We start from the raw sequence: 25,612 nt of genomic DNA, 5'->3' as shown, positions 1-25,612 counted from the left end.
CCCAAGGAGATACCATGACGCTCAGCCTCAAGGCCTTTCTGGCCGCCAGCGCGATCGCCGGCTTCACGCTTCCGGCGGCCGCGCAGACGCATCTCACCATGTACTACCCGATCGCCGTCGGCGGCCCGCTCACCGCGGTGATCGACGGGATGATCGAGGGCTTCGAAACCGAGAACCCGGACGTGACCGTCGAGGCCGTCTACGCCGGCAACTACGACGACACGCGCGTCCGCGCCCTGTCGGCGATCAACTCCGGCGACGCGCCGCAGCTCTCGGTCTTGTTCTCGATCGACGCCTACGACCTCATCGAGAACGACCTCATCGTCCCGTTCGACGAAGTCGCGACCAGCGATGAGGACAAGGCGTGGCTGAACAGCTTCTACCCGGCGCTGATGAAGAACGGCGAGATCGACGGCCACACCTGGGGCGTGCCGTTCCAGCGCTCGACCATCGTCATGTACTACAACAAGGACATGTTCACGGCGGCCGGCCTCGATCCCGAGACCCCGCCGACGACGTGGGACGAGCTGGTCGAGGACGCCAAGGCCCTCACCACGGATGACCGCTGGGGCATCATGATCCCGTCCACCGGCTACCCGTACTGGATGTTCCAGTGCTTCGCGATCCAGAACGGCAAGGAACTGATGAGCGCCGACGGCACGGCGACCTACTTCGACGACCCTGCCGTCGTCGAGGCGCTCGAGTTCTGGCGCTCGCTGATGACGGACGCGAAGGTGATGCCCGAAGGCACCACCGAATGGGGCACGCTGCGCCAGGCCTTCCTCGAGGGGCAGACCGCCATGATGTGGCACACCACCGGTAACCTCACCGCCGTGAAGGACGCCGCCAACTTCGACTTCGGTGTCGCCATGCTGCCGGCCAAGGTGCAGCCGGGCTCGCCGACGGGCGGTGGCAACTTCTACCTCTTCAAGGGCTCGTCGGACGAGGAGCAGGCGGCTTCGCTGGCACTCATCAAGTACATGACCGCGCCCGAGCGTGCCGCGGAATGGTCGACCGCAACCGGCTATGTGGGCATCAGCCCCGCGGCCTACGAGACCGATACGCTGAAGAACTACGTGGCGGACTTCCCGCAGGCGCTCGTTGCCCGCGACCAGCTCGAGGTCGCGATCCCCGAGTTCTCGACCTACGAGACCGCCCGCGTGCGTGAATCGCTGAACAACGCGATCCAGGCAACCCTGACCGGCTCCAAGTCCGCCGAGGACGCGCTGACGGAAGCCCAGGCGACTGCAGACCGGCTCCTGCGCGACTACCAGTAAGCGCGACGCGTCGGACAAACGAAAAAGGGAGGGGGCCGCGCGCCCTCTCCTGCCAAGCATTCGGGGAGGGTCACAATGGCAGCCAGGCGTCAACGACAGGCGATCTATGCGGGTATGCTGCTCTTCCCGTCGCTGGTTCTCCTCACGACCTTCGCGTTCTGGCCGACCATCGCAACGCTGTGGTCGAGCCTTTATTCGCGCGGCACCAGCCGCCGCCCGTCGCACTTTGCGGGCCTCGACAACTACAGCGACCTGTTCGCCGATCCGGTGTTCTGGCAGGTGGTCGGCAACAACGCCATCTACGCGGCCGTCACGATCCCGGCGTCAATCGCCATCGCGCTCGCCATGGCCCTGTGGGCCGACGCGAAGATGCCGGCGCGCAGCTTCGTTCGGATCGCCTACTTCACGCCGACGATGCTGCCGATGATCGCCGCCGCCAACCTGTGGCTATTCTTCTATACCCCCGGCATCGGCCTGTTCGACCAGATCGGCAGCCTGTTCGGCTTCGGTGACGTCAACTGGCTCGGCCAGCCGGAGACGGCGCTGTGGGCCATCATCCTCGTCACCATCTGGAAGGAGGCGGGATTCTTCATGATCTTCTATCTCGCCGCACTGCAGACGATCCCGCCCGACCTGAAGGAGGCCGCGACCGTCGAGGGTGCCACGCGCTTCACGTACCTGCGCCGGGTGATCCTGCCGCTCCTGATGCCGACGACGCTGTTCATCCTCGTCAACGCGCTCATCAACTCGGTGCGGTTGATCGACCACCTGTTCATCCTGACCAAGGGCGGGCCGGACAACGCGACAAAGCTCATCCTCTACTACATCTGGGAAATGGCCTTCGCCTACTTCGACACGCCCCACGCCGCGGCGATGACGGTTCTGGTCCTCATCGTTCTCGGCATCGTCGCCGCGCTGCAGTTCACCCTCATCGACCGGCGGGCCCACTACCGATGACCAGCGCACGCCACTCGGCCTTCCGCCTCGATACGCTGGGCGCCCTCGTTCTGGCGCTCGCCTGGATCTCGCCGCTCGTCTTTGCCGTCTGGGCTGCGTTTCACACACCGTCGGCGGCGGTCAGTTTCGACCTCTCCGCGCCATGGACTCTCGACAACGTGCGCGCGGTATGGGCGCAAGCGCCGTGGCTGACCTACTTCTTCAACACTGTGAAGCTCGTCGGCCTGGTTCTGACCGGCCAGTTCATCCTTTGCACCCTCGCCGCATACGCCTTCGCCCGCTTCACCTTCCGCGGGCGCGAGGCGCTCTTCCTCCTCGTGCTGCTGCAGCTCTTCATCCTGCCCGAGGTGCTGATCGTCGAGAACTACGCCATCGTCTCGAACCTTGGCCTGTTCGACACCACGCTCGGCATGGCGATGCCGTACATGGCGAGCGCATTCGGCATCTTCCTGCTGCGGCAGGCGTTCAAGTCGGTCCCGCGGGAGCTGGAGGATGCGGCGCGTGTGGAAGGCTGCTCGGTGCTGGGCGTGCTGTGGCGCGTCTACGTCCCGGTCGCGCGGCCGGTGTACCTCGCCTACGCGCTCGTCTCGGTGTCGACCCACTGGAACAACTTCCTGTGGCCGCTGATCATCACCAACTCGCCCGACACGCGACCCCTCACGGTGGGCCTGTCGCTGTTCGGCGCGCCCGAGAGCGGCGTCGACATATCGATGATCAGCGCCGCCACGCTGATGACGATCACGCCGCTGATCGTCGCCTTCCTCATCTTCCAGCGTCAGTTCATGCAGGCGTTCCTCACCTCGGGGATCAAGTAGCGCGCGCTACGCGTCGTCCGGTCGCCTCTGCGCCGGGTGAGGTTCGGGCCGCGCGCTCCGTTCCGTCACGATGGAAATGCGCGAAAGCACGAAAGGGGGTCGCCTCATGCGAGGCGGCCCCCTTTCGCTATCCCTGATCGCATGAACCCAGAAGAAGCCTCTGGCTGAGACCATCGGCGGCACTCGCTGGAGTGCATCGGTGTGCAACAGGCCGGGTCCATACCGGGCTGGTCCGCGGCGTCGCGCGGCATCCCGAGGACAATGCGGACGGAACGCGCCGTCCCGAAAAACAAAAACCGCGCCGCATCAGCGGCGCGGTTTTCTCGTTTCGAAGAGCGCACCGCTCTTCAGGTCGGCCCCGAACACGATGCCTTTACGGATCGTATTCGGGGCCCTTTCCGGGCGAACAGTGCGTCAGCGTCAGACGAAGATCAGGTCGGAGAGGCCGATATCGCCCTGAAGGACCGTGATGACGTTGTCGTCGCCGACCGTGATGGTCGCACCGGCATGGCCGTCCGTAATCGAAACGTCGCCCTCGCTGATCCCGCGAAGGACGATCCTGTCGACCCCGAACTCGAAGTCCAGGATGGTATCGGCCCCGAACTCTCCGGAGAACACGAACGTGTCCGCGCCCGCGTCGCCCTTCAGGATGTCGCCGCCGCCGCCGCCCGTCAGGCGGTCATTGCCGTCGCCACCGAAGAGGAAGTCGTCGCCGTCGTCGCCGAAGAGCTTGTCGTTGCCGCTGTCGCCGTGCAGCATGTCGTCACCTTCGCCGCCACGCAGCGTGTCGTGCCCGTCATCACCGCTGATTGTATCGGCGTCGGCGGCGCCGATCAGGATGTCACCGCCGGCCCCGCCGGACAAAACGTCATTCCCGTCGCCACCGGCGACCAGGTCGTCGCCCATGCCGCCACGGAGCGTGTCGTCCCCAGTGTGACCTCTGAGCGTATCGGCCCCGGCGCCGCCGATCAGCAGGTCATCGCCGGCGCCGCCGGCCAGAACGTCATTTCCGTCGTCCCCGGCGAGCATGTCGTCGCCCGTGCCGCCGCGGAGCGTGTCGTCTCCGGCATCGCCGCCAAGCGTATCGGCCCCGGACCCGCCGATCAGACGGTCCCCGCCGGCGCCACCGGACAGAATGTCATTCCCGTCACCCCCCAAGAGCACATCGTCGCCAATGCCGCCGCTGAGCATGTCTTGCCCGGCATCACCCTTCAGCGTATCGGCTCCGGCTCCGCCGAGGAGCTGGTCCTCGCCGTCGCCGCCGATCAGAATGTCATTCCCGTCATCCCCCACGAGCACATCGCTGCCCGCTTCGCCCCGCAGGACATCGTCGCCTGCGCCGCCAAGGAGCGTATCGTTCCCGGCACCGCCACGGAGCTTATCGGCCCCATCAGTGCCGGTAAGGGTGTCGCCGTCGCTGCCGCCTGGCGCCTCGGAACGGGCCTTGACGAGGGACACGTTGTCGAGCGCGAGGCCGGCGCCGTCGAGCGAACCGCCACCTTGGACGAAGACGAGCTGGTTGGAGCCGTTGCCGGAGCCGCCGACGAGGTCGACCGTGATCGTCGACCACTCGGCGCTGTTGGGCTTGCCGTCGTAGACGACCGCATCGCCCCACATGACCGTAAGCGTCTCGTCGTCCGCAAGGTCGGTGTCGGCGAGGTCGAACGACAGGACGTAGTTGACCCCGGTTTCGACCCCTTCGACGGTCTGCGCCAGCTCGACGTTGTTGAGCCAGCCATCGAGATCGGTCCAGTACGCACCGTCCGACGCGGAGACGCCGCCAACCGTGTCCTGATGCTGTTCGACGCGGCCTGAGGCAAGGTTCTGCCAGCCGAGCATGGTGCCGTCCGGGCTGTACCGCCCCCAGGCGCGCGATGACGTGCCGTCGATATTCTCGAAGCTGCCGTTGACGATGAGGTTCGGTGTCGGCTCCAGCCCAGCGGCCGGCGCGGCGTCGGCCGCTGCCGCCTCGAGGGTGGCCCGCGCCGTCTCCATTGCCTGGGATGCCGGACCGCTGGCGAGGCCGGCGAGGTCCGATGTCGTGAGCGTTGTCTCGTCCGCGAAGCGGAAGCTCGCCCCGGTCCCGTCGGAGACGATAAGCGCGGCACCGTCGGCGGTCTCGATCACCAGCGCTCCGTCCAGGGTGGTGACCGTGATGTCCGCCGCTGCGATGCCATCGAAGACGACCGTCACGCCGTCCTCGGCGGTGAGGAGATCAATCCCGTCTCCGGCGCCGAAGTGGACCGTGTCGGTGCTGCCGGCCACCACAACGTCGTTGCCGCCGCCGCCGTCCAGCGTGTCGGCCCCTTCGCCGCCGAAAAGCACGTCGTCGCCCGCGCCGCCGACGAGAAGGTCGTCGCCCAAGCCCGCGACGAGCACGTCGTTTCCGCCGTCCCCGTAGAGGATGTCGTCGCCCGCACCGCCGAGCACCGTGTCATCGCCCTGAAGGGCATAGACGACGTTGTCGCCATCCGTACCGCTGACGATCGTGCCGTCAGTGCTGCCATAAAGGGTCGCCAGGCCCGCGACGCCGTCGATGTATTCCCGCGCGACGCGGGTGTTGTCGTCATAGACGCCGTCGACGCCCATATCGATCAGCGGCTGCAGGTTCTCGCCCGGCCCGCTCGAAGTCCAGGCGTAGACCTTGAGGCCGGCGTCGTGAGCCGCCTCGACCATGGCCGCGTTCAGGTAGCTGGCGTTGAGAGAAACGCTCTTGACGCCCCATCCGGCGACCGTCGACAGCTCGCTGTCGCTGAGACCGTAGCCGACATAGTCCACGTTATAGGCGGTCCCGGCCTCGGGCAGGATATCGTCGAGGAGCGTGCGGACGATGGCCGAATTGAAGGACGAGATGCTGACCTGGGCCGGGTCGTCGAACCCCTTCGCCTCCAGCGTGTCCACCAGCTGCTGCGCGAACGCCAGGCCGTTGTCGGCATAGGAGGTGGGGTTCTTGATCTCGGCGCTGATCTGGAACGTGCGGCCCGTCTCCACCTGCTTGGCGAGAACGAGGTCGAGACCCTCCTCGAAGGTCATGATGTCAGGGTTCGAGGCAATGAGATCGACATAGGTGGTCGACGGAATGGTGCCGGTGTCGTGCGCGATCACGAGGACGCCGTCCGCCGTCATCTGCAGGTCGAACTCGGCCATGTCGCCGCCCCAGTCGAGCGCATGGCTGTGCGAGGCCTCCGAGTGGTCCGCATAGGGGTTGGTGCCCCGGTGCGAGATCAGGAGGAAGGGGGCGTCCGCATCGGGGTCGCCGTCGCCGGGGGTCTCCTCGCCGCCATCGGGATCACCGCCGTCGCCCGGCTGATCCTCGATGCGCCCGGCCATCAGCGAAACGTTGTCGAGCGCGATGCCGTCGCCGTTGAGATCCGTCGCCAGATGGCGGAACGCCAGCGTATCGGTCCCGTCGCCCGCGCCGCCGACAACCTCGAGCCTGATGGTCTCCCAGGCCTCGCCCGGCGTGCCGGTGTAGACCACCTCGCCGCCCCAGCTCACCTCGATGGCATCATCGTCGGCATCGGGATCGATATCGGCGACATCGAAGCTCAGCGTATAGGTGCTGCCGGCCTCCACCCCTTCGACCGTCTGGACGATCTCGAGGTTGTTTCCGTCGCCGTCCATGTCGACGAAGTACTGGCCATCACTGGCGCTGACGCCGTTGTCGCTCGTGTCGGCGTGGAGTTCGATGCGCTGGGTCGGGTTGGGATCGACGTTCGACCAGCCGGCGATTTCGCCGTCCGGCGCGTAGCGGCCCCAGGACCGGTGCGAGGTGCCGTTGATGTTTTCGAAGCTGCCGTTGACGATCAGGTTGCCGTCGGCGCTGCCGGCAGGAGCATCCGCAGTCTTCACCACCGAGACGTCGTCGATGAAGATGCCGGTGGTGTCGAGCGAGCCGCCGGTCTCTTCGATGACGAGCGTATTGGACCCGTCGCCGGCGCCGCCTATGATGGCAAGCGAAATCGTCTCCCACTCGGCCGCGGCCGGTGCACCCTCGTAGACCACCTCGCCGCCGAACGTGACGGTGATGGCTTCGTCGTCCGACGTGTCGCCGTCGCTGAGGTCGAAGGCCAGCGCGTAGGTGGCGCCGGTCTCCATGCCCTCGATGGTCTGGGCAAGGGCGACGTTGTTCCTGTTGCCGTCGAGATCGACGTAGAATGCGCCATCATTGGCCGTAAGGCCGAGCGCGCTGGTGTCCTGGTGCTGCTCGATCCGGCCCGAGTTGAGGTTCACCCATCCCGGAATCTCGCCGTTGAGCGCCGAGCGACCCCAGTCACGGTAGGCGGATGCGCTGTCGGTGTATTCGAAGCTGCCGTTCTGGACGAGATTGGGCGTCGGTTCGGCTGATGCCGCCGCGGTGGCTGCGGCAAGGCCGGTCGCGGCGGTCGTCGCCACCTCCAGAACCGCGTCGGAGACACGGCCGTCCGCCATGTCGGAAAGGTCGCTCGCCGACCAGACCGTGGCGCCGCCATCCAGCACGACGCTGCCGATGGTGCCGGAGCCAATGAACACGGCGCCACCGCCAGCAAATTCCAGCGCGAGGCTCGGTCCGATGTTCGTCACGGAGACGTCCGACGAGGCGATGTCGGTGAGGACCAGCGTGTCGGTCGACGTGCCGTTCAGAACGTCGATACCGTCGCCCGCAGCGTAGACGACCGTGTTGTCCGAGCCACCGGTATTGAGGACGTCGTTGCCCTGGCCGCCGGCCAGCATGTCACTGCCTTCGCCGCCGAACAGGGCGTCGTCGCCGGCCCCGCCGAAGAGCCGGTCCTCGCCAGAGCCGCCCGACAGCGTATCGTCGCCAGCGTCGCCGTAGACGACGTCGTCACCGGCGCCGGCGAGCACGACGTCGTTGCCCTCCATGGCGTAGATCATGTTGTCGCCGTCGGTCCCGCTGACGCTCTCTGCCGTCTCGTCGCCGTAAACGACGCTGACACCGACGTCCCCTTCGGCATAGGCACGGGCGATGCGGGTGTTGTTGGTGTAGACGCCGTCGACGCCCATCTCGATCAGGGACTGAAGCTCGTCGCCCGGACCGTCGTGCGTCCAGGCATTGACGTTGAGGCCGAGGCTCTGGGCCTCGGCGACCTTGTCCGCATCGAGGCCGCTGATCCTGGCGGAGATCCCGTCCGCGAAGGTCGCGATCTGGGCGAGGTCTTCCGCGTCCGTTCCGTTGTAGGTCTGCTCGAGGAAGATATCGACACCGGCCTCGGGCATCAGCGTATCGTTCAGATATTGCAGCGTCGCCGCGTCGCCGCAGTTCAGCATCACCCGCTCGTCGGTAAAGCCGTTGGCGACGAGGACGTCGAGCGTTGCCTGCGCGATGTCGATCCCCGCGGCCGTGTAGGTGGCGGGGTTCTTCATCTCGAGGCTGAGCCCGATCACACGGCCCGTCTCGGCCGATTTCTCTTCGATGATCCCGATCAGCTCGCTGAGGGTGATGAGGTCCGGATCTGCCGCGAGCAGATCCGCATAGGTCATGTTCGGGATGTTGCCGGTGTCATGCGCCAGCACGACGATCCCGTCCGCCGTCACCTGCGCGTCGGTTTCGACGGCATCGGCGCCCCAGTCGATCGCATGGCGATACGCATCGGCGGATGCATCGGGATAGGGGTTGGTGCCGCGATGGGCGATGATGGTGAGTTCGGACATGACAGGCGCTCTCGATGGGCGGAGGACAGTGAGGACGGGGCTATGAACGCGTCTGGAGACCGGCGAAGATGACCGGCACGAGCGACACTCCGCTCGCGGCGACGCGGTACACAACGGCGGGTCGAACCGCCGTGGGGTTCGAAGCCTGCGCGATCATGGTGGGTCGCCGCGCGACACCGGGGTCAGCATCATTGATATGAAAGCCCAGACTGTTCGTCCGAACGGCCACTAGGGCGTCAATGTTTCAACCGAATGACATTTTCAAGTGACCGCAATGACATCGAAATGATTGAATTAACTGGCTAAGGAAGTTTTGCATGCAGTCATGCGCGTGTGTTGCCCCGACTCTGACGCTCGCAGGAAATGTTCATATGATCGCCCAAAATGACCATATGAACCAACGGGTGCTGGATTGCGGTTCGAACAAAGGTGATTCGGGCGCACGCCCATCGTGAAAACTTCGCCGGATTTCGAGGACTCCGATACCGCCAGCAGCGATGAGATGCCTGGCGATCTCGCCGCACGTCGCGTGGTCCGGTAACAACCCAACGCGGTGCTCATCGACGCTGACGAAGGTGTCGAGGAGATGGAGGTGCCCGGCTTCGGCAATGATCGTCGCCGGGAGCGCGCGCCCCTGCCAGCCGCTCCGCGTCCGAGCGGTCTCATCGCGGCCGCGCAGTGCAGTCCGTCGTCGATCAACGCGCCGCCGTCGGTGGCTGTGCCGTCATCCCCAGGCGCTGCATCCTTGCCGGACTATCAACTTCGCCTGCCGCTCCGGAAAATAGGGCCGTGATAGCTCCGCTCTCGAAGAGAAATGTCCTGCCGCATAAGCTTTATCCCCGCGCCTTTCATTATTATCCGATATAATCCGAGTTAAATTTGGTATTTTATAATAAAACTAGTACTATAAATAGTAATATATGAGATTTCTCAACAATAACCGCGCAGTTTCAGCGCTGACCAAACTCGTGGCGCCGGCGCCGCTTCAACAGGACTATGATCCTAACGCACTGCTACCTTGGCCTCGCAGCCTGCTAACTGGCGATCACCGCCTGAGGGACATGGGGAGCGGTCATCGATCAGGAACACGCGCAGCGATGGTTGCAGGACGAAGCCGAGCTGCTTTGACGAGTCGACCGGAGGTCACCGCCCGCCGGCAGCTGCAAAAACCGCAGTATGGCGTTTAATGGCCCTAGGAAGGCCGTGGATGGCACGCCCGCGTGAATTCCGCCCCCCCCCCGCACCATGCGATACCAATCGCCCTTCTAAGGGCCTTGAAACGTCTCCCTGATGGTTATGGTGGCAAAGGGGGCCTCGGTGGGCGACCTCCGCGCCGCACGCCCCGAGAACTCTCGAGGCGTTCAGGCCGCCACCACCCGCGCCGACCAGGCACGGCCGCTGAGAACCGACGCCACACTCGAGCCAGGGCATGGGCCGCAGACCTTGGCGATGGGCTTAGACCCTGCACAGCATCACCCAGCCAAGTGGCTTTTTCCCTTCAATTTCCGTGCACTCCACGAAAATGCCTCCCCGCCGGTCCCCGGGCGCGACGCCTCAGACTTTTGCACCCCCCTGGGTCTCCGACCCAGGCGACTGGCGACAGTCCACGCCCTGGTTCCGAAGTTCTGACGCGGAATTGCGCACGGTCTACCGGAAGACCTGAGCCTTCGGTGCCAAGAGAGATTCGTCGTTGCGGCCGGAAACAGATCGGCGGATAGCTCGCAGCTCGACTACCGCCACGTGCTACCGGAACGGACCATCTCACTGAGATCTGCGCCACGGGACCAGCGTATCTGCGGAAACCCCAGGATTTCTCCCGATACGCCGAGCCGGCATCAGCCGACCACGCAACTGCGGAACGCCTGCTCCCAGCGGCCTTGGCCGATGCCAGAACTCGTCTCCATTCGGAGAATACCCTTATGATTCAACGAATTAATCAAATTCTGCGAGGGTTTGCGAGGGTTGTTTTCAAACCCTCGCAAAAAATTCTCTGTTCTATTACAATCACTTAAACACCCCTTGCGAGGGTCGCGAGGGTTTAGGGTCGCGTAACGCGCGTGAGAAACCCTCCGACCATCGTGAAATCCATGGTGAACCCGGTTCATGCGCGCGCCCCCGCGTGAGACCCTCGCAACCCTCGCAACCCTCGCAACCCTCGCAAAAACTTTTGTAACCCCCTGAACCAAAACGAATAATCATCCGCTCCGTACCCCCTGCCAAACCCTCGCAGACCCTCGCAAGTCTCGCAAACCCTCGCATGTGAAGGCGCACACAGGACGCTAATCGGCATATTTTCAGCGCCCAGTTCGTCGTTCTAACTCTATCAAACGGCTACGAAGGATTTCGATTTCTTCTTCCAAATACCTTCGACGCCATCGTACTAATCTTTGATGGAGATAATCGATGCCTCATCCCGCATGCGCGGCAAGTAGGCCTACACTCGGACCCGCGTTCGTGTGCAGCCCCGACTGGAAGCGACGATGTCCAGAACCCCATTCAGAATGACCACGCATTTTTCGTCAAGCTCGGAAGGGAAACCGTCAAGGATTGACGGCCCCTCATCCGCGAGGATGAAAGCCCGAGCCCGGACATGCTGCAACTCGGATTGAGGGGTACCATCACCCGGCTGCGAGCGTTGCGAGCCTCGCTTGGCCCTGTGAGGGGTCGCAGGGGTGGGAGCAGTGGGGATCTGGAAGCTAACCTGGACGATCGGTTCTATGGGTAGAACGCGAACCCGATCTCTGTCGCGACGGCTTGTAGGCGACGGTCCCGGGTCCAGAACAATGTCCCTGGTCGCAGGAGACAAGAGGCGATGAGCACGGAATCTACATACCCGACTCCGCGTCCATAGAGGCGCCGCGCCTCGATCATCTGGCGGATCTCGGCAGGTTCAGGCACCGGGAGCATGGCAAGACCATCCAGAAATCCAAGGACCTTGTCTCGTCCCTTCAGGGACCCGAGTGCGATCTCCGCGATCACGAATGGGTGGCAAACGATCTCCTCAGCGAGGAGGAGCCGTTTTAGGTCGGGCTCACCCGCGCGCAAGTGATCGATCCATATCGACGTATCGGCAAGAATCACCCTTCCGGCCGCCGGCGCGGCGATGCTTCGAGTTCGGGCTCGGTTCCGCCAAGCTGTGCCAGTCTTCTCGCGCTCTCGCGTTCGATCAGCGCGGTCAACGCTTTGCGCAGCAGCGCGCCGCGTTCCTGAACGCCGGTGAGGGCGACAGCACGGTCGATAAGCTGGTCATCCAGCGTGACTGTGGTGCGCATTCCAGCCTCCGGTTTTGTATATGCATCAAATGATGCGATTTTCTGTGCGTGCAAGAGATTTCTCGGCAGGATCTGCGGCGGGATGCTGGCCCTCAGAGCCATCACTGATTCAGTCAATCGAGGTTTGGTCCCCTCCTCAGCCTCTTCCCATCAAGCATGGTGATGATGCGGTTGAGCGCGCCTGTTGAATTCTGAGGGGGGTTAGTATGGGTTAGATATAGGGTTACGCGAATCAGTGAGGCCGGCAAGGCACTGACAAAATGAAGAAAATCCGAGAAATTTCGGCCTCCCGGTGGGTAGAGTATCGAAGAACGGTGTGTAGACTATCGAGGAACGGTGTGTAGGATATCGAATAACGCCTGCCGGGGATTGCACCATCTCGTGCCTTCCGGTGTGCAGACTATCGAGGAATGCGCTACCGGTGTGTAGCGTATCGAATAACCCCTTGGGCAGAGGATCGAGACATGGCCCGACCCAAGCGACGGACCGCCCTTCTTCCGCAGCGGCATGACGAGCCCGACCTCTTCCTCTGCGATATCCTCGACGCCACCCCGAAGGGTGATCGCGCTTCGATGGAGCACCCGCTGTTTTCCCTTTCGGTCAAGAAGGACATGGCGCCGTTCGAATATACTCGCGGCCAGGCGGGCTTGCGGATCGTTCCTGCCGCCGAGGAAGGCCGGGCGAACATCTTCGACCGGGATATCCTCATCTACGTTCTCAGCCAGTTGATGGCGGCGAAGGAAGACCGGCGCCCCATCGGGCGGCGCGTGCGGATCTGTGCGCACGATCTGCTGAAGGCGACCAACCGGCACACCAGCGGGCAAGCCTACGCCACCCTGAGACGTGCTCTGACGCGCCTCCAGTACACGCAAATCCATACCAACATCCACGATCACGGGATTTCCGCCTGGCGGCAGATTTCCCTGATCACCGACGCGACCATCGTGAAGGAGGATGCGACCGGACGGATGCTGGATGTGGAACTCGAGCTTGGCGATTGGCTGGTGAAGGCTGTCGAGAACAACAATGTACTGACCCTCAGCCGCGAGTATTTTCAACTGCGCAAGCCGCTCGAGCGGCGGCTCTACGAGCTCGCCCGCAAACACTGCGGCCAGCAATCGGAATGGAGGATCGGTCTTTCAATCCTGAAGGACAAGTGCGGGTCGAATTCGAGCGACAAGGAATTCAAGAGGCTCGTCAAGAACATCTGCGACACCGATGCGCGCGAGCATCATATGCCGGACTATACCTTCGAGCTTGCTGCGGGGAACCTTGTTGTCCGCCCTCGCCCCGAGCTGACTCTGGCGCTGGGTGGCGAGCGCCGGCCCGCCTTGTCGTTCAGCGATCTTCCGGTCAGTCCTGATGCGCTCGAGAAAGGGCGCGCGCTGGCGCGAGGGTGGGACATCCATGCGCTGCAGCAGGAATGGCGCTGCTGGGTGAGTGAGAAGGGGATCAGCGTGAACAACATGGACGCGCATTTCCTAGACTTCTGTCGCAAGCGCGGTCCGTTCGATACCGCTCACTTCTGACATTCATCCAGGCTCCTGGTACCTTGTGATACCTTGAAATACCCATGGCAGGCCATGGCAGGCCAACTGCATGAATTAGTTTCGTTCGCATGGCATGGCATGGCAGTGAATGGTATGGCGATCGTGGCCATGGTTGAACCTGCCGTGGCCTGTGACGGCTAGGGTTTCCTTAACATGCCAATGGTAGGCATCTGCCTCCCCAGGCGAGATCAGAAGGACCGTCCCGATGCCGGTTATCTCCTTCGCGTCCTCCAAAGGCGGCGCGGGCAAGACCACCTCTGCCATTGTCCTCGCCAGCGAGCTTGCCGAGGGCACCGACGTGGTTCTCATCGACGCCGACCCCGCGCGCCGGCTGACGCGCTGGTCGAAGCTCGCACCGCCCCCCAAGCGTGTTCACGTTGTCACCAGCGGGGGCGAGCGCGCGGTCCAGGACGAGATCGCCGCGGCCCGGCGCCGGGCCAGCTTCGTGCTCATCGATCTCGAGGGCGCGGCATCCCGGCTGAACTCGTTCGCGATCTGCGAATCCGATCTCGTCATCGTGCCGACGGGGGACGAGCAGCAGGATGCCGACGAGGCGATCGAGACGCTTGCCCAGATCGCAATGGAGGGCCGGGCCCGGCGGCGCGATATCGCGGCGGCCGTGCTCTTCACGCGCACCAACGCTGCGGTGAAGAGCAAGCTCGAGAAGCACATCAACGGGGAGCTGCGCGCGGCGGTGCGCACGTTCGGAACAGAGCTCAACCGCCGCACGGCCTTTTCCTCGCTGCACAATGCCGGGGGCGGCCTGCGCCAGTTGAACCCAGCCGACGTCAGCGGGATCGAGAAGGCGATAACCAACGCCGAGGCCTTTACGGCCGAAGTCGTCGACATGCTGGAGGAGACGCGCCATGCCGCGATCGCTTGACCTCAACCGCCTGAAGCAGTTCGAGCCGAGGGAGGAGGCGACCGTGTCGCCGCCTGACGTGGAGCGCTGGCCTAGCCGCGAACCCGTTCGGGACGGGCAGATCAGCATCAAGGCCCCGACGGACGTGATCACGCGGTTCCGCCGTCTGTGCAAGGACGACCGGCGCACTTACGCGGACATGCTGGAGATCCTCATGAACGCCTATGAGCGCGATACCTGACCTGAACCCACAGATCGACGCTATTCAGATGGAATAGGTATCTTCGCCGAAACGCGTTCGGAGCGCACGGCAGGCCGGGCGCCTCTGGTCATCCCGATCATTGGCCCGGATGACCTGATGGTCCCACTACCGTCCGGCCTCGCAAGGAAGGACCTAATACCGGCAACCGCTAGGGTTACCGATCAGGCTGGACGGTTTCATCTTGGCGATCGCGTCGATCTCGCCTTCTTGCAGCACCGCTCCCACAGTCCCGAAGACTGCCGCCATCGTATATCACGCTCTCTTACCTAAGATTGCAACGGGCTGGCTCCAAATCGATCATCTTCAACACCGTCATCCGCCACCTCGACACCGAATCCATGAGGGAAGGACCGCCGGTGGGACTTCTCTAACTTGCTGAAGTGAGACATTACTAAATTGCTGTTACACACGTCGGTCGCGTAACGGGACGTTATGGAACCGCCCACTCACAACCTTGCTACTCTGAAGCGATCGTTCCGACAGCGAAGCGAATCCATTCGGTATTCTCGTAAGATACGCACCGTGTGTTAGGCTGTGCTTCAACGACCTTGACAGCACGTCCGCAACGTAGAACCATTAACGCCGATTTAAGATTTGATAGAACGCAGGCGGAGCCACATGAGACAGTTTCACTGCATACTACTACTATTACTTTTCCTTCTTCCATCACCGGCACTTTCGCAGAGCTATGACGGCTGTGGGAAACAATTCCCATCGACCGATGAGGCGCAATTGAATTGCCTAAACGGCATAAAAGAGCTGCTAGCGAGCATCGATTCTATTGAGAGAGCCCTAATACTCCAGATTAGTTCTATAAATCAGGACACCTCAGACTTGTCCGCCCTCACCTCAGGCGGGCACTTTCCTGTCGATGACAGAGAGGCCCAATCTAAAATTGACCGTCTCCGTGTTTTGCTTGAAGGGCAGAGCGATATTCTGACTAGATTTGCAGAACAAGTGAAGTTGAGCAGCGATACAAATCACGAAAATATCCGTGATATTGAGTCGTTGATTATTGATCAGCGCGATCAGATGATTCGTCTTTTAGCGGAGGTGGGCGCATTCAATAGCAGCCTCTCTGACGAGATAGACAGACTAGTTGCTGTTGTATCTAATCAAACAGACGCGATTTCATCGATATCAAGCAAATTTGAGGTTTTGCTGCAACCTGTAACGTTTATCTCTACGATAATACCTCTTGATCAAGTTAGTGGATGCACGGAATCCTCGATCGAGGATGTGAAAAATAAATGTTTGTCGGCCAAATTAGAGCAGATATCGAATGATTTTTGCTCGACGCAACCCAATTCGACAGCAAATTTTCGGATTATTACGCTCATAAACCGTGCTGTTATAAGCTGTTCTATCCATCGATAGTAAATACCTTCCATTAATAAGGATTTAGTTATGTCAAATCAATCGGCAATGAACGGTCTTATCGGGAAGATATATGAAATTTTAACCGCTGCTGACCAGGTTAACGCAAATCCAGTGCAGAGGAAATTCTCTACTAGTAGTCATAAGCCCTTCATATCATTTTGTAACCCGGGTATTCCTTTAGATGATCTCGATTTTGGCAACATGGAGACGCTTGACCAAGTTCGACGAGCCTCTTTCTTTTCGCAGTTTGTGAATTCTACGCCTAGCCCGACAGGGACATGGCAGCTGACCTCGACGAAAACCTGGGACATATACAATTTAGCTCTCCGCAAGGTACGCCTCCCGCTCCCTTCTCTTTCAGAGGCGGAAGAGCAGATGCTTAAGAGAGCGGAAGAATTCGTCAGAGAGGATGTCGAATTTACGGATCCATTCACATTAGAAAAAAAGAAAGAAGTTCGTCCATCGGTTCAATCTGAGCAGTATGACCGATTATTTTCGCAATATGCGGCGCGATTACGTATACTAAACAACACTAGAATCACTGCAATAACGAATCCAACACCGGAAAACGTTCTTGAAATGACCAATAATGGGCCGATTTACGAGGCTCAAGCATTGAATGCGTACTCTCAATGGGGATCGTTAGGTTATCGTGATTACGTAAATCAAGCGCGCGGGATCATCGCAAACTTTACCGGCCGGAGTTCATTTGCGTTATATGAGAGGATGCGGGCGCAATTCGACGGAGCGCGTAGGCTGGATCAATTCCAAACAGGCTTTTACCCAACGTTCGTTTACCCCGCGAATATTCTTTCTTCAGTTTTTGATGATGCCTGGACGAAATTTTCATTTGCAGAATCCGAGATAAGCACATTTGAAAGTAAAGAATCAACAAGTTGGGGTGGAGGCGTCAGCGGTGGCTTTGGTCTGTGGTCCTTTGGTGCCGGCGCGAACTATTCGGAAACCAAAACCTACAATCGATCGGATATAAGTCAGTTCGGTGTAGAGGCTGATCTAATTCAACTTCCAATTCTCCGTGGATGGCTTAACGGGTGGATCTTCAGTAGTCGAGGTTGGAAAGGCGTAGATGAGTTGAACCAAGATGGCAGCATCTCTAGTGGGGATTATCCATTAGATGGCTTCATGCCGGTACTGCCAACGTCAATGATCGTTGCAAGAAATGTAAAAGTTCATGCAAACATGGAGCACGAGGAAAACCGAACCTTCAGATCAGAGCTGAACACAAGCGCGCGTGTTGGTTGGGGGCCGTTTTCCTTAAGGGGCAATTACTCACACAGTCAATCATCAGCTTCGCATGATTATCAGAGCGACGCGAGTGGGGTCGTCTCGCGCGGGGCGCAAATCATCGCATTCGTCTGCGATGTACTTCCGACGTCACCAAATCCCGATCCCGATATCGATTTCCCTCTCGAGCTAGAGCGCCTTCAGCGTGTGGCTGAAATGTCCCCTGATTTCGCGGAGGCAGCACAGAGTATCGATTGGTTACGGGGGTAGTGTCATAGTTTGATGAAAAAGATGCGGCGCCAATTAGTATTTATTTTAATTGTGATATCTCATGTTTTCATAACGACCGCGGCTAAGAGCGAATTTAGAAGGGATTTTTCGTCAAGAGCGAAAATTGGCACGATAGCTTTTGTCTTTGATTCTGCGCTTCTTGATGCAACAGCGCGCAAAGAAATTCGACGTATAGCGGCGGAAATTGGCCGCTTAAATAGTACAAATAGTTCTGTTGTTGTAGTGGGCCATGCGGATAGTGTGGGCGCCGAGGGGTACAATCGCGAATTGTCTGCAAGACGAGCTCAAGCGGTAGCTCAAGAGCTAAAATCTCTTCGTGAAGCTGAGATATCCGTCGAATGGGAGGGGGAAAGCCGGTTAGCGGACCCCAACCAACCGGGCGCGGAGGAGAATAGACGCGTCGATATTTTTCTTGAGTGCGGGTTCGAGAAGCAGTCAGGCTTTTGCTCCTGCCATCCGCAGACAGAGATATCGCCAATTTCTGTTAGGCCACAGCCGGAATTAATAGTGCAGAAGTGGATGGTATCAGCAATTATCCACGAGGATACGATCTCGGGATGTATGGGCGGCCTAGTTTTAGAGACGCGCTTTATTGACGTGCAGAAGAGTCAAGAGGAGAAAGATATAAGAGTATTAAGTAGTAATGCAGGGGCGGGGTCGGCACTAAAAATATGGGGAGGTCAAGTTTCGAATGGTGACGAGCTGATTGTAAGTCTATTGAACACCGGTAGACAGTGTGGAATTGGTGTATCGTTCAGCGACTATGCGACGTTTGAGGTAGAGGCATCCCTCGTCGGAGATGAGTTGATCCCACTTGTAACAGCGGGCGCAGCAATGATGGATGTATCCTCGTCAGAAAGCTATAGGTTTAGGGCGTCGGTAGGTGGATGTGCACTTGAAATGTCACTTCAGCTGGAGCGCATTACGCCGATTCCGAAGCCATTTTGAGTGATACGGCTGCTCGTGGCCGGCCGCCGAAAGCTACTGCAGTCGAGCCAGGATGGCCCGCAGTGCTGACAATGCCTGCGAAATCACGATCATTTAATCAATAATCTCCGGGCCACTGCCGGACGTTCCATGTGACATTATGCATATGATAATATCCTTTATCCGATGATTCGGATCGGTTATCATCAACCCGATGACGACCGTTCCCACCACCACCACCACCACCATCGCGATCCCCTCGCCCGATACCGGCCCGGCGCTCCCGATCCTGTTCGCCCCCGCCAATGAACGGGCCCGAACCCGCTTCCTCGAATTCTTCGCCGTCCACATCCGCAACCCGAATACGCGCCGCTCCTACATGCGCAGCGCCGCGGAGTTCTCGGCCTGGTGCGAGATCCGAGGGGTGACGTCGCTTGCGACCGTGCAGCCCATCCATGTGGCCGCCTGGATCGAGGAACTCGGCACCACCCACAGCGTCCCGACCGTGAAGCAGCGCCTCGCTGGCATCCGCGCCCTGTTCGACTGGCTGGTGATCGGCCAGGTGATGCCGACCAACCCGGCCTCATCGGTGCGCGGCCCGCGCCACATCGTGCGCCGGGGCAAGACGCCGGTGCTCGATCCCGCCGAGGCGCGCCAGCTTCTGGATGCGATCGACGTGTCGAAGCCGGTGGGACTTCGCGACCGGGCGCTGATCGGGCTGATGGTCTACTCGTTCGCCCGCGTCGGCGCGGCGCTGTCGCTAAAGGTCGAGGATCTTTACACCCAGAACCGGCGGCTCTGGGTGCGGCTCCACGAAAAGGGCGGCAAGCGGCACGAGGTGCCCTGCCACCACACGCTGGAAGTCTACATTCACGACTACATGGACGGGTGCTCCCTGTGGGAGGATCGCAAGGGCTACGTGTTCCGCACCATCGACCGGAACACCAAAACCCTGTCGGACCGGCCGATGCCCCAGGCCAACGTCTGGCAGATGATCCGGCGGCGGGCGCGTCAGGCCGAGATCGAGACCTTGATCGGCTGTCACACGTTCCGGGCTACCGGCATCACGGCCTACCTCAAGAACGATGGGGCGCTCGAGAAGGCGGCCCAGATGGCCAGCCATGCCTCGACCCGCACCACGCAGCTCTATGATCGGCGGGCCGACGAGGTCAGTTTGGACGAGGTTGAGCGCATTCTGATTTGAACACGCTTGTCTGCGCGAGCGTAGCTACGCCGTCTGAAGAAATTAGGTGCTGGGAAAAGAGTGCCCTGTTGAGGCCTCTACGGTGCAGGAGCTACGCTGCGACGATCCCGCCTGGATCTGCCAATAGCAATTACAGTGCAATAAACCCTTAGGTGTGAAGGTGAAGAGTCCAAAGCCCAAATCCACTGAGGGTCACATCCGGCGGACCACAGAGAGGCTAATTAGATCAAGAAAGCGGGTCGCCGACCACGGTGAGGTATTCACCCCTTCCTGGTTGGTCGAAGAGATGCTTGACCTGGTCGGCGGAGAGGCCGAGCGCATTGACGCCCGCTTCTTTGAGCCCGCCTGCGGGAGCGGGAATTTCCTCGTCCCGGTCTTGCAGCGCAAACTGGCGGCCGTCGAAGCGAAGTTTGGCCGGTCCGAGTTCGAGAAGCGGCACTACGCCCTCCTGGCGCTGATGTGCTGCTACGGCATCGAGCTGCTGCCAGATAACCTCGCCGAATGCCGGGCGAACCTGCTCGAATTGTTCGCCAACTACCTGCGGATCACCGCGGCCGATGACCTGTATCAGGCCGCGTTCTTCGTAATCTCGCTAAATCTAATCCATGGCGATGCCATGACGATGCGCGGCGTAGACGAGTTGCCGATACACTTCGTCGAATGGGGCTACCTCGGAAGGGGTAAGTTTCAACGGCGCGATTTCAGATTGGACGTCCTGATCGGCATGGCAGCTTTCAGCGCCGAAGGCTCGTTATTCGCGCACCTTGGCAAGGATGAACTTTTCACGCCTATGAGAACATATCCTCCGATGACAGCGCGTGATTTAGCGGGCTTCGCCAGTGGCGGCGTCGGAGATGCTGCGTGACCGAGCAGGCAGGATTCATGCTGCACGGGCGAAATCCGGACGTTCTGACCTGCATTGCCAACCTCTCCAATGACGAGGTGTTCACGCCGCCGGAGTTCGCCAACCGTATGCTCGACACACTGGCGGACGCCTGGGCCACAGGGAATGGCGGCGCAAACATCTGGGCGAGTAAGTCGGTAAAATTTTTAGACCCATTCACCAAGTCGGGGGTGTTCCTACGCGAGATCACGAAGCGACTTCAGGACGGGCTGAAGGATGACATTCCCGACCTGCAGCAGCGCGTCGATCATATCCTGACCAAGCAAGTGTTCGGGATCGGGATCACGCAGCTTACGGCCCTCCTCGCCCGCCGAAGCCTGTACTGCTCCAAGCACGCCATTGGTGAGCACTCGATCGCCAAGGGCTTCTCGGACGATGCCGGCAACATTTGGTTCGAGCGTGCTGAGCACACGTGGGTCAACGACAAGTGCAAATACTGCGGTGCTAGCAAGGGGACGCTCGACCGCGGCGAGGAAGCCGAGACCCACGCCTATGCCTTTATCCACACTGACGACATCAGGGCTCGGATCGCCGGGATGTTCGGAGACGACATGCAATTCGACGTGATCATCGGAAACCCACCATATCAGCTGGCTAGCGATGGTGGGACGCGCGATAAGCCCATTTACCAGCACTTCGTACAGCAGGCGAAAGGGTTGGAACCGCGCTATTTATGCATGGTTATTCCATCTCGCTGGATGGCAGCAGGCTTGGGGCTAGCAGAATTTCGATCTGAGATGCTGTCCGATGACCGCATTCGAACTCTCGTCGATTTTCCAGCATCAACAGATGTATTTCCCGGTGTTAAGCTTATGGGTGGCGCTTGTTTCTTCCTGTGGGATCGGGACAACCCCGGCTTATGCAGGACTATTTTGTCAAGGAGTGGTCAGAAAGATATTTATGACGAGAGGCGTCTAGACGAATACGATATACTTGTTCGAGATAGCAGAGCCCTAAGTATAATTAAAAAGGTAATGTCTAAAAATGAACAGTCTATTGTAGGATTGCTGTCTGCAGATAAAGAATTTGGTCTTACAAGTAATTTTTCTGATTATAAGAAGTTTGAGTTTGATGGATCGATCCCGCTGTATGCTTATCAAGGAGCCAAGCGCATAGTTGTGTGGGTTAGCAGGGATAATATAAATAAAAGCCAAAATTTGATTGATACTTGGAAGGTTCTTATACCCGCAGCTGGTTTTGAGTCGCAAATATCACCGACGCCGGTGCTTAGTTCATTGAGGCGCGCTACAAATCCATCCGTATGCACTCAGACATATTTGTTTCTTCCGGCAAGATCAGAAGAAGAAGCAAGTAGTATGGAAAGTTACGTTAGGACCCGAATATTTAGGTATATGGTCTGGCTTCGAAAGGTCAGCCAACATGCCACGCGCGCGACATATACATGGGTGCCCGTTCAGGAATGGAATAGGAATTGGTCTGACGAGGAACTGTACGAAAAATACGATCTTGATGCCGAAGAGATCGCATTAATCGAAGGTATCATTCGCCCTCTGGAATCGAACGGTGGATAGACCAACCATCGACGATATCCTTGCGCCCAAGCCTGAGGCGCGGCTTCGCATCTACGCTTGGACCCCAAATGACCCGCCTCCGGCTTACAAGGGGCTGATCAAGGTCGGGCAGACAACGAAGCCGGACGTCAACGACCGCATTCGCGAGTCCCAAGGTCAAATGCAGCAGGCCTATACGCTGCATGTCGACAACTTCGCCGAGCGCGAAGACGGCACGGCGTTCCGTGACGGCGACGTGCGTCGACGCCTGATCGAAAAGGGCTTCGAGAACATCGTGGTCGGTGCATCTCGCGAGTGGATGCGCGCAGCCCCAAACGACGTACAGACCGCGATCGCCGAGCTTCGAAACGGACTACGACTGAGCGGCACGCATCACGAGACCTTTCCCATGCGCGACGAGCAGGCGCGCGCGGTCGAGCAGACATACGTCTACTACCAATCCCGCTGGGAGCAGGACGCCGACGCCGTCCCTCGCTTCCTGTGGAACGCGAAGATGCGGTTCGGCAAGACCTTCACCTCTTACCAGCTCGCCAAGAAGATGGGCGCGAAGCGCGTCCTCGTCTTGACCTTCAAGCCAGCGGTCGAGGATGCTTGGCGGACCGACTTGGAATCCCACGTCGATTTCGACGGCTGGCAGTACCTTTCCCGCAGCTCCGGGCGGGACCCCACCCAGATCGAAACGGATAAGCCCGTCGTCTACTTCGGTTCGTTCCAGGACCTTCTCGGGCGTGAGGCAACCGGCGCCATTAAATCCAAGAACGAGTGGCTTCACTCGATCAACTGGGACCTCGTCGTCTTCGACGAGTACCATTTCGGCGCGTGGCGCGAGACCGCCAAGGAGCTGTTCGAGGGCGAGGACGACAAGGTCGCCAAGAAGGAGGAGAAGGCCGAGTACGGCGACGGGCTGAGCCAAGTGAACGAGGACATCGGCGAGTTGTCTGAAAGCGAGGCCGACTTCCTTCCCATCACCACGCGCGCTTACCTCTACCTCTCCGGCACACCGTTCAAAGCGTTGGCGACCGGCGAGTTCATCGAAGAACAAATCTTCAACTGGACCTACACCGACGAGCAGCGAGCCAAGGCGGTGTTTGCCACCACCCATCCGGGCGAGCGCAACCCCTACGGTGCGCTGCCGCAGATGCGCTTGCTGACCTACCAGATGCCGGACGAACTGCTGGCCGTCGCCAGCGGGGGGGAGTTCGACGAGTTCGACCTCAATGCATTCTTCGCAGCTTCCGGAACGGGCGATGAAACGTCCTTCGAGCACAAGGACGACGTTCAGAAATGGCTCGACATTATTCGCGGCCAGCACATGCCGCAGTCGGCCGCCAGCCTGAAGACGGGCACGAGGCCGCCGTTCCCCTATTCGGATGTCCGCCTGCTGCCGTATCTCCAGCACTCCTTCTGGTTTTTGCCCAACGTCGCTGCATGCCATGCGATGGCGAACCTTCTGGCGGAGCGGCAGAACACGTTCTGGCACGATTACAAGGTGATCGTCGCCGCCGGTGCCGATGCCGGCGTGGGCTTGGAAGCCCTCCCCCCGGTCCGCAAAGCGATCGGCGCAGGATTCGAGACGAAGAGTATCACCCTCTCGTGCGGGAAGCTGACGACCGGCGTAACCGTGGCGCAGTGGTCTTCGATCCTGATGTTGCGCAACCTGAAGTCGCCAGAGACCTACTTTCAGGCGGCCTTCCGAGTGCAGTCGCCATGGTCGATCAAGAACCCGAACGGAAACGACCCGAACGCGGAGGAGGTTCTCAAGCCGATCTGCTTTGTGTTCGACTTCGCGCCGACGCGAGCGTTACGCCAACTATCTGAGTACGGCATCGGCCTCTCCCCGGGCGATCCGAACCCGGAGAACGCCGTGCGCGAGCTGGTCTCGTTCCTCCCGGTGTTGGCCTATGACGGGGCCAACATGACGCAGATCGATGCCGGCGGCATCCTCGACATCGCCATGGCTGGCACATCGGCCACGTTGCTCGCCCGTAAGTGGGAGTCGGCACTTCTGGTGAACGTCGATAACGACACCCTGCGCCGCGTGTTCGACAACGAGGAGGCCATGGCGGCCGTCGAGCGCATCGAAGGGTGGCGCGCCCTAGGTGACAATGTCATCGAGACGATCATTAACAAGAGCGAGAAAGTTAAAGACCTCAAGAAAAAGTCGAAAGACGAATCGCTCACCGCGGATGAAAAAAAGGAGCTTACGGCGGAGGAAAAGGAGTACAAATCAAAGCGAAAGCTAGTCCAAGAGAAGCTTATTAAGTTCGCCACCCGGATCCCGGCGTTCATGTATCTCACTGATTTTCGCGAGAATACGCTTCAGGACGTCATTACGAAGCTGGAGCCTGAGCTGTTCAGGACTGTAACTGGACTGTCTGTTGCGGATTTCCACCTGCTCGTGCGCCTGAAGGTGTTCAACACCGAGCGGATGAACGAGGCCGTTTTCGCCTTCCGCCGCTACGAGGACGCCTCCCTTCGCTACACTGGCATCGAGAGCCATCCGGGCCTCACGCACATCGGCCTGTACGATACGGTCGTAGCGCGTGAGTGATAGGGCCACGACGCGTCACCTCCCAAAAACCGTCGAGGCTGTTGAAAAACACCGTCCGTCGGGCCGCTTATTGGCGGTTTCTGTCTGCCGGCACCGTCCTCTCGGTGCGCGAGCGTTGCCGGGTGCTCTTCCGGTAGGCCCCAGGGTCACGCTGCTACCATTCCAATCCTCGGTCCCCCTGTGGCGAGGAGCTTCGTCATCCGCTTCAGGTTCTGCGCCGTGGCCGCGAGCACGAATTGCTCGTCGGCGCCGCGCAGGCCGCGGAGCCGAAGGCGATGGAGACCATCGTTGTGCTTTACGCAGGCGAACAGCCGCTCGATGCGTTTGCGCAGCCGCATGGAGTGTCCGAACACCTCCGTGGCTTCACGGGCCTGAACCTTCACCCGCACATCCTGATGAAGCGATCGGCTGATGGCCCGCGTCGAGCTCGTCGTGCAGCGCGCCTTGATCGGGCATCCCCTGCAGTCGCTGAGGCGGCTTCGGTAGGCGGTCGTCCCGCTGCGCCTTGCTTCTCCGCTGGCGTCGCCGACACGCCGCAATACGTTGCCCTCCGGGCACACGTAGCGGTCGTCTGCCGCGTCGTAACAGAACTCGGCATGGGTCATTCGCCCGGCGGTCTGGTGCGTGCGATCGATGACGGGGACATGCGCCTCGATCCCGCGCTCCTCGACCCACGCCAGAAACGGCCCCGATCCGTAGGCCTTGTCCGCCGTGAGTATCTCGGGGACCGCACTGTGCCGAACGCGCAGCCGCTCGACCATCCGGCGGGCGGCTTCCGGCTCGTCGGCGAAGCGCTCCGGTGCCGCCTGGACGCCCAGAACGACCCCTGATCCGGTGTCGACAAGCGCGTTCATGCGTCAAGCGAACCGCGCCTTGCCGTGCTTGCGGCTGAGGGCGGCAGCCGGGTCGGTCAACGACACGCGCTTGGCCG

The 25,612-nt window shown here is 60.4% G+C and carries 17 protein-coding genes; 13 read left to right on the top strand and 4 right to left on the bottom strand.

The genetic code is table 11. The features are described 5' to 3' along the window. Positions 1–14: 14 nt before the first annotated feature. From RDV64_RS23360 to RDV64_RS23350, 3 genes are all read left to right on the top strand, one after another. Complete coding sequence (locus tag RDV64_RS23360) at positions 15–1,277, top strand: ABC transporter substrate-binding protein (RefSeq protein ID WP_309199722.1); 1,263 nt, start codon at positions 15–17, stop codon at positions 1,275–1,277. Between the two features lie 75 nt (positions 1,278–1,352). Further along, positions 1,353–2,234 (top strand): sugar ABC transporter permease, encoded by an 882-nt coding sequence (locus RDV64_RS23355; RefSeq protein ID WP_309199721.1) that lies wholly within the window; start codon positions 1,353–1,355, stop codon positions 2,232–2,234. Continuing rightward, a complete protein-coding gene (locus tag RDV64_RS23350) occupies positions 2,231–3,049 on the top strand; it encodes a carbohydrate ABC transporter permease (RefSeq protein ID WP_309199720.1) in 819 nt (272 codons plus the stop codon). The genes RDV64_RS23355 and RDV64_RS23350 overlap by 4 nt, the downstream gene beginning before the upstream one ends. A gap of 420 nt (positions 3,050–3,469) precedes the next feature. Here RDV64_RS23350 and RDV64_RS23345 read toward each other — a convergent pair whose 3' ends face one another. The 3 genes from RDV64_RS23345 to RDV64_RS23335 form a co-directional block, all read right to left on the bottom strand. Continuing rightward, positions 3,470–8,701: a glycerophosphodiester phosphodiesterase family protein gene (locus RDV64_RS23345; protein ID WP_309199746.1), complete on the bottom strand. Its 5,232-nt coding sequence runs from the start codon at positions 8,699–8,701 to the stop codon at positions 3,470–3,472. 2,715 nt (positions 8,702–11,416) lie between these two features. Beyond that, a complete protein-coding gene (locus RDV64_RS23340) occupies positions 11,417–11,782 on the bottom strand; it encodes a type II toxin-antitoxin system VapC family toxin (RefSeq protein ID WP_309199745.1) in 366 nt (121 codons plus the stop codon). Next, entirely contained in the window at positions 11,779–11,973 is a 195-nt protein-coding gene (locus RDV64_RS23335; protein WP_309199744.1) for a type II toxin-antitoxin system VapB family antitoxin, read from the bottom strand. Before RDV64_RS23335 ends, RDV64_RS23340 begins: the two co-directional genes overlap by 4 nt. A gap of 464 nt (positions 11,974–12,437) precedes the next feature. On the opposite strand from RDV64_RS23335, the gene RDV64_RS23330 reads away from it, so the two are divergent. From RDV64_RS23330 to RDV64_RS23285, 10 genes are all read left to right on the top strand, one after another. Continuing rightward, positions 12,438–13,502, top strand: a complete 1,065-nt coding sequence (locus RDV64_RS23330) for a replication initiator protein A (RefSeq protein ID WP_309199743.1) — start codon at positions 12,438–12,440, stop codon at positions 13,500–13,502. 226 nt (positions 13,503–13,728) lie between these two features. Continuing rightward, positions 13,729–14,406, top strand: a complete 678-nt coding sequence (locus tag RDV64_RS23325) for a ParA family protein (protein ID WP_309199742.1) — start codon at positions 13,729–13,731, stop codon at positions 14,404–14,406. Beyond that, positions 14,390–14,626 carry a hypothetical protein gene (locus RDV64_RS23320; protein WP_309199741.1) on the top strand — a complete coding sequence of 79 codons (237 nt, stop codon included), beginning with the start codon at positions 14,390–14,392 and terminating at the stop codon, positions 14,624–14,626. The genes RDV64_RS23325 and RDV64_RS23320 overlap by 17 nt, the downstream gene beginning before the upstream one ends. 639 nt (positions 14,627–15,265) lie before the next feature. Then, the gene (locus RDV64_RS23315; RefSeq protein ID WP_309199740.1) at positions 15,266–16,024 is read left to right on the top strand and encodes a hypothetical protein; all 759 of its coding nucleotides are present in this window, start codon (positions 15,266–15,268) and stop codon (positions 16,022–16,024) included. Between the two features lie 30 nt (positions 16,025–16,054). After that, positions 16,055–17,542 carry a hypothetical protein gene (locus RDV64_RS23310; RefSeq protein ID WP_309199739.1) on the top strand — a complete coding sequence of 496 codons (1,488 nt, stop codon included), beginning with the start codon at positions 16,055–16,057 and terminating at the stop codon, positions 17,540–17,542. A 12-nt stretch (positions 17,543–17,554) separates the two neighbouring features. Continuing rightward, positions 17,555–18,511: an OmpA family protein gene (locus RDV64_RS23305; protein ID WP_309199747.1), complete on the top strand. Its 957-nt coding sequence runs from the start codon at positions 17,555–17,557 to the stop codon at positions 18,509–18,511. Between the two features lie 193 nt (positions 18,512–18,704). Then, complete coding sequence (locus RDV64_RS23300) at positions 18,705–19,694, top strand: tyrosine-type recombinase/integrase (RefSeq protein WP_309199738.1); 990 nt, start codon at positions 18,705–18,707, stop codon at positions 19,692–19,694. A gap of 286 nt (positions 19,695–19,980) precedes the next feature. Beyond that, complete coding sequence (locus tag RDV64_RS23295) at positions 19,981–20,559, top strand: DNA methyltransferase (RefSeq protein ID WP_309199737.1); 579 nt, start codon at positions 19,981–19,983, stop codon at positions 20,557–20,559. Continuing rightward, the gene (locus RDV64_RS23290) at positions 20,556–22,130 is read left to right on the top strand and encodes an Eco57I restriction-modification methylase domain-containing protein (RefSeq protein WP_309199736.1); all 1,575 of its coding nucleotides are present in this window, start codon (positions 20,556–20,558) and stop codon (positions 22,128–22,130) included. The genes RDV64_RS23295 and RDV64_RS23290 overlap by 4 nt, the downstream gene beginning before the upstream one ends. Next, positions 22,123–24,681, top strand: coding sequence for a DEAD/DEAH box helicase family protein (locus RDV64_RS23285; protein ID WP_309199735.1), 2,559 nt, complete (start codon positions 22,123–22,125; stop codon positions 24,679–24,681). The genes RDV64_RS23290 and RDV64_RS23285 overlap by 8 nt, the downstream gene beginning before the upstream one ends. Positions 24,682–24,827: 146 nt before the next feature. Here RDV64_RS23285 and RDV64_RS23280 read toward each other — a convergent pair whose 3' ends face one another. After that, the gene (locus RDV64_RS23280) at positions 24,828–25,535 is read right to left on the bottom strand and encodes a transposase (protein WP_309199734.1); all 708 of its coding nucleotides are present in this window, start codon (positions 25,533–25,535) and stop codon (positions 24,828–24,830) included. Positions 25,536–25,612 lie beyond the last annotated feature (77 nt).

It is taken from the genome of Acuticoccus sp. MNP-M23, assembly GCF_031195445.1.
GTDB lineage: Bacteria > Pseudomonadota > Alphaproteobacteria > Rhizobiales > Amorphaceae > Acuticoccus.
This window is presented reverse-complemented; position numbering and strand designations above follow the sequence as displayed.

What these genes read in the sequence shown, in the direction of transcription:
- RDV64_RS23360 (WP_309199722.1), top strand. Translation starts at nt 15, where the DNA reads ATGACGCTCAGCCTCAAGGCCTTTCTGGCCGCCAGCGCGATCGCCGGC.
- RDV64_RS23355 (WP_309199721.1), top strand. Translation starts at nt 1,353, where the DNA reads ATGGCAGCCAGGCGTCAACGACAGGCGATCTATGCGGGTATGCTGCTC.
- RDV64_RS23350 (WP_309199720.1), top strand. Translation starts at nt 2,231, where the DNA reads ATGACCAGCGCACGCCACTCGGCCTTCCGCCTCGATACGCTGGGCGCC.
- RDV64_RS23345 (WP_309199746.1), bottom strand. Translation starts at nt 8,701, where the DNA reads ATGTCCGAACTCACCATCATCGCCCATCGCGGCACCAACCCCTATCCC.
- RDV64_RS23335 (WP_309199744.1), bottom strand. Translation starts at nt 11,973, where the DNA reads ATGCGCACCACAGTCACGCTGGATGACCAGCTTATCGACCGTGCTGTC.
- RDV64_RS23330 (WP_309199743.1), top strand. Translation starts at nt 12,438, where the DNA reads ATGGCCCGACCCAAGCGACGGACCGCCCTTCTTCCGCAGCGGCATGAC.
- RDV64_RS23325 (WP_309199742.1), top strand. Translation starts at nt 13,729, where the DNA reads ATGCCGGTTATCTCCTTCGCGTCCTCCAAAGGCGGCGCGGGCAAGACC.
- RDV64_RS23320 (WP_309199741.1), top strand. Translation starts at nt 14,390, where the DNA reads ATGCCGCGATCGCTTGACCTCAACCGCCTGAAGCAGTTCGAGCCGAGG.
- RDV64_RS23315 (WP_309199740.1), top strand. Translation starts at nt 15,266, where the DNA reads ATGAGACAGTTTCACTGCATACTACTACTATTACTTTTCCTTCTTCCA.
- RDV64_RS23310 (WP_309199739.1), top strand. Translation starts at nt 16,055, where the DNA reads ATGTCAAATCAATCGGCAATGAACGGTCTTATCGGGAAGATATATGAA.
- RDV64_RS23305 (WP_309199747.1), top strand. Translation starts at nt 17,555, where the DNA reads ATGAAAAAGATGCGGCGCCAATTAGTATTTATTTTAATTGTGATATCT.
- RDV64_RS23300 (WP_309199738.1), top strand. Translation starts at nt 18,705, where the DNA reads ATGACGACCGTTCCCACCACCACCACCACCACCATCGCGATCCCCTCG.
- RDV64_RS23295 (WP_309199737.1), top strand. Translation starts at nt 19,981, where the DNA reads ATGCTTGACCTGGTCGGCGGAGAGGCCGAGCGCATTGACGCCCGCTTC.
- RDV64_RS23280 (WP_309199734.1), bottom strand. Translation starts at nt 25,535, where the DNA reads ATGAACGCGCTTGTCGACACCGGATCAGGGGTCGTTCTGGGCGTCCAG.